Raw genomic sequence first — 9,053 nt, 5'->3', positions numbered from 1 at the left:
CAATCCTCACCGGGTTGCGCGCGGCCCAGGTGGACGCCTCGCGGCACCTCCCCCACGCCCCCGTACCACCAGTACGAGGACGTGGGGGAGGCACCACGATGCATCGCCCTGGACCGGTCGCAACCCGGCAAGGGTTCGTGGCCACCGCACTAGGAGCCCAGGAACGACGCGATGTACCGGGCGACCTGCTCCGGTTCCTCCACCCACGGGTAGTGCCCGACACCCTCGTGCACGTGCAGCGTCGCGTCCGGGAACAACGCCGCCAGCTCCCGGCACCGCCGCACCGGCGAGATCGGGTCCTGCGCGGCCGCGTACACGAGCACCGGGTGGTCGAAGTCGGCCAGCGCCCGCCGCAGCACCCCCGGCACGAACGCGCCCTCGGCGTTGTAGCCCAGCGCCACCTCGTAGCTCCACTGCCGCAGCTCCGCCTCCGCATGAGCCTGCGCGCGGTCGTCCCAGCGGGCGTAGAGCAGCGGCGACGCGGCGACCCGGTTCTCCACCGAGTCGTCCCCGGCGGCGTTGCGTTCCAGCGCGGCCGCCGCACCGGCGAACCACGGCTCGTGCGCGCGGGCGGCGAGGAAGGCGTCCCAGTCGCTCTGCTCCGGCGACAACCCTACGCGGCGCAACGCCGGCGTGAGCAGCACCAGCTTCCCCACCCGGTCCGGGAAGTCCGCCGCGTACCCCATCGCGATCCCCGCGCCCGCCGAGTGCCCCAGCACGTCCACCCGCTCGCACCCGAGGTCGCGGCGCAGCATCTCCACGTCCCGCACCAGCATGTCCCGCCGGTAGGTGAACGCGTCCACCGGCGCGGCCGACTCACCGGTGCCGCGGTTGTCCAGCACCACCAGCCGCCGCGACGCCTCCAGCCCGCCCAGCGTCCCCAGGTACTCCGACGCCCTGCCCGGACCACCCGCCAGCACCACCAGGGGAACACCCTCCCCTGCCTCCCGGTAGGCGAGCTGCGTGCCGTCGAACGAGGTGAACCGTGCCATGCTGCACATCATGCCGAAGATCGCCACGGCCGACCGCGTAGACCGGCCCCAGCTGCTCGAGTTCCTCCGCCCGCGCCACCACGGCGTCCTGATCACCCGCCGCGCCACCGCCGGCGGCGTGCAGGTCTCCCCCGTCTCCTGCGGCGTCGACACCGAAGGCCGCCTCGTCGTCTCCACCTACCCGCAGCGCGCCAAGGTCCGCAACGCCCGCCGCGACCCGTCGGTCACGATGTGCGTGCTCTCCGACGACTGGGACGGCCCCTACGTCCAGATCGACGGCACCGCCGAGGTCCTCGACCTGCCCGAGGCCCTGGAGGACTTCGTCGACTACTACCGCTGCATCGCCGGCGAGCACCCCGACTGGGACGAGTACCGCGCCGCCATGCTCCGCCAGGGCAAAGCGCTCATCCGCATCACCATCGACCACTGGGGACCGATCGCCACCGGCGGCTTCCCACCCGAACTGGACGCCTGAGCCACACCCGTGAAGCTGTCGCCGTCACGCTCATCGCGATGGGCCTGCACCGCGCCGCCGACCGCCGCAAGCTCGTCGTCGTCAACGCCCTGCTGCTGCTCACCGTGGCGTGCTTCGACCGCGACCCCGCACCGGCACGGTGACACCGCGGGTGGACGCCACACCGGCGCCCACCCGCACACCGGTCATCCCACGGCCGTCGCCTCCAGCTCCACCAGCAGCGACGGGAACGCCAGCCGCGTCACGCCCAGCAACGTCATCGTCGACGACACCCCCGCCGCCCCGAGCCGCCCCACCAGCACCCCGTAGTGCCGCAACAACAGATCCACATCAGTGGTGTACACGGTGAGACGCACCAGGTTCGCCAGCGTCATGCCCGCCGCGGCCAGCACCTCCTCCAGGTTCGCCAGGCTCAGCTCCACCTGCGCCGCCATGTCCCCCTCGTGCCGAGGCCGGCCCTCGGCGTCCGTCGCGGCCTGCCCCGCGCAGTACACCGTCCGGCCCTGCCCGGACACGACCTCCCCCTGCGTGAACCCGAACTCCACCGACCACGGCCAAGGGTTCACCGTCGTGCGTTCCACAGCCACGTCACTCCATTCGCACCCACCGGCGGCCAGTCCCACCGGCAGGCACGAGCATTCCCGCGAAACACGACACCCCCTGTCGTGTATTCCGTAGGATTCCGCGACGTGCGTGCCGACCGGCTGGTGTCACTGGTCCTGCTGCTGCGCCGCCACGGCCGGCTCTCCGCCACCACCCTCGCCCGCGAGCTCGAAGTCTCCACCCGCACCGTCCTGCGCGACATCGACGCGCTCTCCGCCGCCGGCGTCCCCGTCTACGCCGACCGCGGCCGCCACGGCGGGTTCTCCCTGCTGCCCGGCTTCCGCACCGAGCTCACCGGCCTCACCCACGACGAGGCCCTCGCCCTGCTCATCGCCGGATCACGCCGCGGCGCACGCGCGTTCGGACTCGGCTCCGCCCTCGCCTCCGCCATGCTCAAAGTCCTCGACGCCCTGCCCGACGACCACCGCGAGACCGCCACCGCAGTCGCCGAACGACTCCTCGTCGACCCCGACACCGACCTGCTGTCCCGCCGCACCACCACCGAAGACGACGACATCCCCGACACCGTCATCACCGAGATCCGCCGCGCCGTCGTCACCGGCCACAAACTCCGCATCCACTACGCCGCCACCGGCGAACAACCCCGATGGCGCACCGTCGACCCCATCGGACTCGTCACCGTCCGCGACCACACCTACCTGCTCGCCACCCGCGACGGCGCCGACCGCACCTACCGGCTCACCCGCGTCCACGCCGCCCGCGAGCTCGACGAACCCGCCCACCGCCCCGACACCGTCGACCTCGGCCGCGCCTGGACCGACCGCGGCACCCGCTTCCGCGCCGGCACCGACCAGGTCACCGTCCACGTGCGACTGCACCCCGACCGCCGCGACGACCTCCTCGTCACCGCCGTCGCCGTCCACACCGAACACACCGACCCCGACGGCCGGCTCCGCCTCCACGTCACCTTCCAGGACACCCGCCACGCCGAATGGGCCCTCTGGCAGCTCTCCACCCACGCCGAAGCCCTCGAACCCCCGTGGCTGCGCGACGCCCTGCACCGCCGCGCCACCGACACCGCCGCCCGCTACGCGCCCTGACGAGCCCCGCCCCAGCCGGCGGGCCGCTCCAGAAACGCACACCGCCCGCCCTTCGGACCCGACACCACCGCCACCACCCCGGCCGCGGACGACGACGGCGGCGCCACCACCTCACCGTCCATCTCGGACACCCGCCCACACGCCGCCGCGACATCGTCGACAGCGAAGAACACACCCCAGCCGCCGAGCAGCCCGTCACCGGACGACATCCCGGCGACCACCCGCGGATCACCGTGCCGCAACGACGAGAACACCCCACCCGACGCGACCCACCCCAGCTCCCGCGCCCAGTACCCGGCCTCCGGCGACGCCACCTCCACCCAGCACGGCTCACCATGCCTCGGCACCGGCGCCCACGGACCGTGCAACACCCTCCCCGAGTCCACAGAGGAGTTCAGCTCCAGCTCCCGCGGCCCCGCACCGCCGAACACCACCCGCCACCCCGCGTCCCCCGCCACGACCTGAGCCGCGAGCCGATCACCCACCCAGCCCGAGAACGACCCACCGGGCTCCGCGATCACCGTCCACCCCAGCACACCGGCGAAGAAATCCACCGACAACTCGGGATCGGCGACACTCAACTCAAGACGACGCACACCACAAGACGACACGGGCAACCCATCACAAGGGGATCAGGAGCGCGCACCATCCTCTGCTCCGACCACCCGAGACGACAATGCGCCATTCGGCCGCATGCGCTCCGCGCTCACCACGTCACGCAACGGCACCGGCTTGCCCAGGTGGAACCCCTGCCCCACCCGCACACCCAACCTGCGCAACGCCTCCACCTGCGACGGCCGCTCCACCCACTCCGCCACCGCCGACAACCCCAGCCCGTTCGCGATCTGCACGATCCCCGACACCAGCACCGCGTCCGCGTCGTTGGTCTCGATCCCCTTCACGAACTCACCGTCGATCTTGATCCCCGTGATCGGCAGGTGCTTCAGGTGCACGAACGACCCGAACCCCGACCCGAAGTCGTCCAGGGTGATCCGGCACCCGAAACTCCGCAGCTGCGTCGCCAACGTCACCGCCGCGTCCAGGTTCGTCACCGCCGCCGTCTCCGTGATCTCCAACCCCAGCCGCCCCGGCGCCACCCCGGCACGACCCAGCTTGTCCAGCACGAAGTCACCGAAGTCCGGATCCTCCAACGTCCGCCCCGACACGTTCACGTTGAACCGCAACCGCGAGTCCGGCTCCGCCACCAACGCGTCGATCGCCGTCGTCAACACCCACCGGTCCACCTCCAGGATCAGGTTCGACCGCTCCGCCACCGGCAGGAAGTCCGCAGGACCCAGATACGGCTCCTGCCCGTCCTCCAACCGCAGCAACAACTCGTGCCCCAGCGTCTGACCCGTCGTCAGCTCCACCATCGGCATCCCGTACAACGCCAGCCCGCCACCCGCCAGCGCCGACCGCAACCGGTCCAGCACACTGACCCGCTTCACCGTGTCCGCGTAGTGGTTCGGCTCGTACACCGTCACCCGGTCCCGGCCCGCCGCCTTCGACGCGTACAACGCCAGATCCGCGTTCGCCAGCACCAGCTCCCACGAGTCACCCGGACCGAACTCCGCCAGCCCCGTCGACACCGTGATCCGCGCCGGAGTCCCGATCCCCGCCAGCGGAAAACCCGCCACCGCGTCCCGCAACCCATCCGCCACCGCCGACGCGTCCGCAGGCGACGCCCCCGGCAACACCACCGCGAACTCGTCCCCGCCCAACCGCGCGATCAACCGATCACCCAGCCGCGACTGCAACGCCGACGCCAGCATCCGCATCACCCGGTCACCCACCGCATGACCACGCAGATCGTTGACGTCCTTGAAGTTGTCCAGGTCCAGCACCAGCAACGCACCCGACACACCCGCCGCCAGCTCCTGCTCCAGCGCCCGCGTCAACGCCCTGCGGTTCGGCAACCCCGTCAACGGATCCTGCTCCGCCATCCTCACCAGCTCGTCGTGCACCCGAGACGACTGCGTCACGTCATGCGCCGTCCCCAACGCCCGCAACGGCGCCCCGTCGTCCCCCACGACGACCTCACCGAAACACTCGAACACCCGCTCCGCACCATCCGGACGCAACATCCGATGCGTGTACGTGAACACCGACCCCGTCTTCAACGCCGCATCCAGCGTCTCCTCGATCATCGGCAGGTCCTCGGGGTGCACCAGCCGCGAGTACAGCTCGAAGTCGAACGCCGTCCCCGGCTCGAACCCGAACATCTCCAGCAACGTGTCCGACCACGTCACCCGGTCCTCGGTGATCGCCCACTCCCACGTGCCCATGCGCCCCAGCGCCTGAGCCCGCCGCAACGCGTCCGCCTCCTGCGTCACCGTCAACTCACGATCACGCCACGCCGACACGTCCACGACCTCGTACATCAAGTCGTCACCCAGACGGGTGCACCGCACCTCGAGCCACTTCGGCCCCGGCACCAGCACCTCCCGCACCGGCGACGGCAGCTCCGGCGCCCCCGGAAGCAGCGCCGGCAACGACCGCCCGTACGCCTGCTCCACCGGAACACCCAGCACAACACCCATGGCGCGGTTGCACCACAACAGGTTCCCGCGCGCATCCGTCACGGCATAGGCGACGCCCGCGCGGTCGAGCACCGTGCGGCAGTAGGACATCACGCGCGTCATGATCGTCCGATCACCGGACGTAAGCAACCCGCTACGCCGGTTGGTTCGCAGTTGCCCGAACGGCTAACGCAGCCGTTCCAACCCCTTCGCCGACTCCACCAACTCCGCCGCGAGCTTCCTCAGCTCCTCGTTCTCCGCCCCGTCCTGCGCCGCCGTCACCACGTCCTCCGCGGCACACCGCAGCTGGAACAGCCGGTCCTGCAGATCAGCCAGCTCCGCGGTCGACAACACCACCGCGTCCTCGGGAAGACCACCCCGCTGCAACGCGGCCCGCCGCTCGTAGGCACGCTGCCGGCACGGCTGGGCGCAGTACCGCCGCGGCCGCCCGATCCGTCCACTCCCCGGCAACCGCCTCCCGCACCACGCGCAGTGCCTCGGCTCATCCGCCTCCATGGACCGCTCCATGGCGCGCGACGGTAGCGAATGACGGCGCTTGACCTCCAGCGACGCGCCAGAAACCACTACCTTCGTAGGGATCCGGACAGTACCGGCGGGCCCGGTGGTGCTGTTCTCCGGCGAGGACTGACCACCCCTGCCCGTCGCGCGGCGGTGCGGCTGCTTCGGCTGTTCGCGCTTCAACGACATCTCCCCTGCCCGGCGTCCCTCGACCCTTCGATGGTCGAAAGGCTCCCTCGGGTTCCATTGCTTTGTTCACTTGTGACGTTTCTGTGGACGAGACGGCCGACAGGTCTGATTTTAGACAACACTGAAGCAATAGAAGACAAGAAGAAAGAGCCACGCCACCCACCGTCCACCCCGGAGCCACCCCCACCAGGCAGACTCGCCCCGTGACCCACCCCTACCTCGCAGGCCCCCGGCCCCGCGCCTTCGCCCACCGCGGCTGGCACGTCGACGACCTCACCGGCATGGAGAACTCGCTGAGCTCCTTCCGCCGCGCCGTGCAGGAGGGCTACCGCTACCTCGAGACCGACGTCCACGCCACCTCCGACGGCGAGGTCGTCGTCCACCACGACGACACCCTCGACCGCACCACCGACGGCCACGGCCGCGTCGCCGACCTCCCCTGGACCGAGGTCCGGCACGCCCGCGTCGGCGGCCGCGAACCCGTCGCCCGCCTCGCCGACGTCCTCGAGGAGCTCCCCGACACGTTCTTCAACATCGACGTCAAGTCCGAGAGCGCCGTCGACCCCATCCTCGACCTGCTGACCAAGACCGGGGCACTGCACCGCGTCTGCCTCGCCAGCTTCTCCGACAACCGCCTCGCCCGCCTGCGCCGCCAGGGCGGACCCGGCCTGCTCACCTCCATGGGCCCCCGCTCCGCCGGCGCCCTCTGGGCCGCCGGACGCGTCCCCCTCGCCGGACTCGCCGTCCGCGGCCAGGTCGCCCAGGTCCCCGTCTCCCAGGGACGCCTCAAGGTCGTCGACGCCAAGTTCGTCCGCGCCGCCCACCGCAGAGCCCTCGAAGTGCACGTGTGGACGATCGACGACGAAGCCGACATGCGCGCCCTGCTCGACCTCGGAGTCGACGGACTCGTCACCGACCGGCCCGACCTCCTGCGCGACGTTCTCCGCTCCCGCAACAGCTGGTAACAGGTTGGACAGTCGCTCATGGGACGACTCGGCGGACAAGTACAGTCCGCCGACATGAAGGTCAAGGGCGACGACGCCGCCGACGCCAACACCACCAGCCGCCGCAAGGAACAACGCGGCTGGGTCTGGTACGACGTGGCGAACTCCGTGTTCCCCACGTCCGTGATCACCGTCTTCCTCTCGCTGTACCTGACGAGCATCGCGACCAACGCCGCCAAGGCCGACACCGCGCTCAACGGGTCCGCCCCCTGCGCCAACGACAACGCGCTCGTCAACTGCGACGTCACGTTCCTCGGACTGCACTTCCCCGCCGGCTCGCTGTGGGGCTACCTGCTCTCCGTCGCCACCGTGATCCAGGTCGTCGTGCTGCCCGTCATGGGCGCCATCGCCGACCGCACCCAGAACAAGAAGAAGATGCTCGGCTTCTTCGCCTTCACCGGCTCCGCGGCCACCATCGCGCTCGCCGCCGTCGAAGGCACCAACTGGAAGCTCGGCGTCCTCTTCTTCGTCATCGCCAACATCTGCTACGGCGCCAGCGTCGTCGTCTACTACGCCTTCCTGCCCGAGATCGCCAAGCCCGACGAGCGCGACGCCGTCTCCAGCCGCGGCTGGGCGTTCGGCTACCTCGGCGGCGGCGTCGCCCTCGCCATCCAGCTCGGCATCACGCTCTCCGCCGACGCCCTCGGCATCACCTCCGGCGACGCCGCGCGCATCGCGTTCGTCATCTCCGGCATCTGGTGGGCGGCGTTCACGATCATCCCGCTCCGCGCCCTCACCGAGCACCAGCGCCCCCACGGCGGCGAACACGGCGCCTCCGTGGTCTCCGCCGGCTTCAAGGAACTGGGCGTCACCCTCAGGCAGGCCAAGGCGTTCCCGCTCACCCTGGCGTTCCTCGGCACCTACCTGATCTACACCGACGGCATCGCCACGGTCGCCAACGTCTCCGCCCAGTACGGCAGCGTCGAGCTCAAGTTCGAACAGCAGACGCTGATCACCGTCATCCTCATCGTCCAGTTCGTCGCCTTCATCGGCGGCGTCCTGCACGGCTTCGTCGCCAAGCGCGTCGGCGCCAAGAAGACGATCCTCGGCTCCCTGGTCGTGTGGATCGCCGTGATCACCGCAGCGTTCTTCGTCAAAGCCGGCGACGAGCTCCAGTTCTACTTCGTCGCCGCCGGCATCGGCATCGTCCTCGGCGGCACGAACGCCCTGTCCCGCAGCCTGTTCAGCCAGATGGTGCCGCCCGGCCGCGAAGCGCAGTACTTCTCGCTCTACGAGGTCGGCGAGCGCTCCACCAGCTGGCTCGGCCCGCTGGTGTTCGCGGGCGTCGGCCAGGCCACCGGCAGCCTGCGCCCCGCCATCCTCGCCCTGATCATCTTCTTCGTCGCCGGCTTCGTCCTGCTGATCTTCGTGCCGGTCCGCAGGGCCATCAAGGCCGTGGGGAACGAAGAACCCGCTCTCGTCTAGCACCCACCGGGGCGGCGGCGCAGGCGACCAGCAGCGCCGCCGCCACCACGACCGGCCCGCGCCACTCCGGCGGACCGCTCACGAACACCACCACCGGCCACCCCAGGCACAGCACGGCGAACACCGACAACGCCCGCCCCAACGCCAGCTCCCCGCGCACGTACGCGAACACCCGCACCCCGAGCGCCGCGGCGGGCACCACGACTGGACTTACGCCGTAGGCGAGCAGCTCCACCACCCCCACGGCCACCGCTGCCCCGCCCCAC

10 protein-coding genes are annotated in these 9,053 nt (G+C 70.8%); 4 read left to right on the top strand and 6 right to left on the bottom strand.

Annotated features, from left to right (window positions below):
* Positions 1-149: 149 nt before the first annotated feature.
* Positions 150-992, bottom strand: coding sequence for an alpha/beta hydrolase (locus VF330_RS11195; protein WP_330851469.1), 843 nt, complete (start codon positions 990-992; stop codon positions 150-152).
* 10 nt (positions 993-1,002) lie between these two features.
* Between VF330_RS11195 and VF330_RS11190 the strand changes: the two genes are divergently transcribed.
* Complete coding sequence (locus VF330_RS11190; protein WP_330851471.1) at positions 1,003-1,467, top strand: PPOX class F420-dependent oxidoreductase; 465 nt, start codon at positions 1,003-1,005, stop codon at positions 1,465-1,467.
* Between the two features lie 185 nt (positions 1,468-1,652).
* Here VF330_RS11190 and VF330_RS11185 read toward each other — a convergent pair whose 3' ends face one another.
* The gene (locus VF330_RS11185) at positions 1,653-2,048 is read right to left on the bottom strand and encodes a RidA family protein (protein WP_330851470.1); all 396 of its coding nucleotides are present in this window, start codon (positions 2,046-2,048) and stop codon (positions 1,653-1,655) included.
* Positions 2,049-2,156: 108 nt separating this feature from the next.
* On the opposite strand from VF330_RS11185, the gene VF330_RS11180 reads away from it, so the two are divergent.
* A complete protein-coding gene (locus VF330_RS11180) occupies positions 2,157-3,131 on the top strand; it encodes a helix-turn-helix transcriptional regulator (protein WP_330851468.1) in 975 nt (324 codons plus the stop codon).
* Here VF330_RS11180 and VF330_RS11175 read toward each other — a convergent pair.
* The 3 genes from VF330_RS11175 to VF330_RS11165 all read right to left on the bottom strand — a co-directional run bounded on the left by VF330_RS11175 (position 3,119) and on the right by VF330_RS11165 (position 6,166).
* Positions 3,119-3,727: a VOC family protein gene (locus VF330_RS11175; protein ID WP_330851467.1), complete on the bottom strand. Its 609-nt coding sequence runs from the start codon at positions 3,725-3,727 to the stop codon at positions 3,119-3,121. The genes VF330_RS11180 and VF330_RS11175 overlap by 13 nt on opposite strands.
* Positions 3,728-3,763: 36 nt before the next feature.
* Positions 3,764-5,773: a putative bifunctional diguanylate cyclase/phosphodiesterase gene (locus VF330_RS11170; protein ID WP_330851466.1), complete on the bottom strand. Its 2,010-nt coding sequence runs from the start codon at positions 5,771-5,773 to the stop codon at positions 3,764-3,766.
* Between the two features lie 63 nt (positions 5,774-5,836).
* Complete coding sequence (locus VF330_RS11165; protein ID WP_197288003.1) at positions 5,837-6,166, bottom strand: hypothetical protein; 330 nt, start codon at positions 6,164-6,166, stop codon at positions 5,837-5,839.
* Between the two features lie 395 nt (positions 6,167-6,561).
* On the opposite strand from VF330_RS11165, the gene VF330_RS11160 reads away from it, so the two are divergent.
* Positions 6,562-7,323: a glycerophosphodiester phosphodiesterase gene (locus VF330_RS11160; protein ID WP_330851465.1), complete on the top strand. Its 762-nt coding sequence runs from the start codon at positions 6,562-6,564 to the stop codon at positions 7,321-7,323.
* Positions 7,324-7,377: 54 nt separating this feature from the next.
* Complete coding sequence (locus VF330_RS11155; protein WP_330851464.1) at positions 7,378-8,787, top strand: MFS transporter; 1,410 nt, start codon at positions 7,378-7,380, stop codon at positions 8,785-8,787.
* On the opposite strand, the gene VF330_RS11150 is transcribed toward VF330_RS11155, so the two are convergent.
* A partial coding sequence (locus VF330_RS11150; RefSeq protein ID WP_330851463.1) for a hypothetical protein occupies positions 8,750-9,053 on the bottom strand: 304 nt, incomplete at its 5' end. The two genes, VF330_RS11155 and VF330_RS11150, sit on opposite strands and share 38 nt — an antisense overlap.

The sequence above is a fragment of the Lentzea sp. genome (assembly GCF_036380075.1).
Lineage (GTDB): Bacteria > Actinomycetota > Actinomycetes > Mycobacteriales > Pseudonocardiaceae > Lentzea.
The sequence above is the reverse complement of the archived record's forward strand: the minus strand, read 5'-3'. Positions and strand labels throughout refer to the sequence as shown.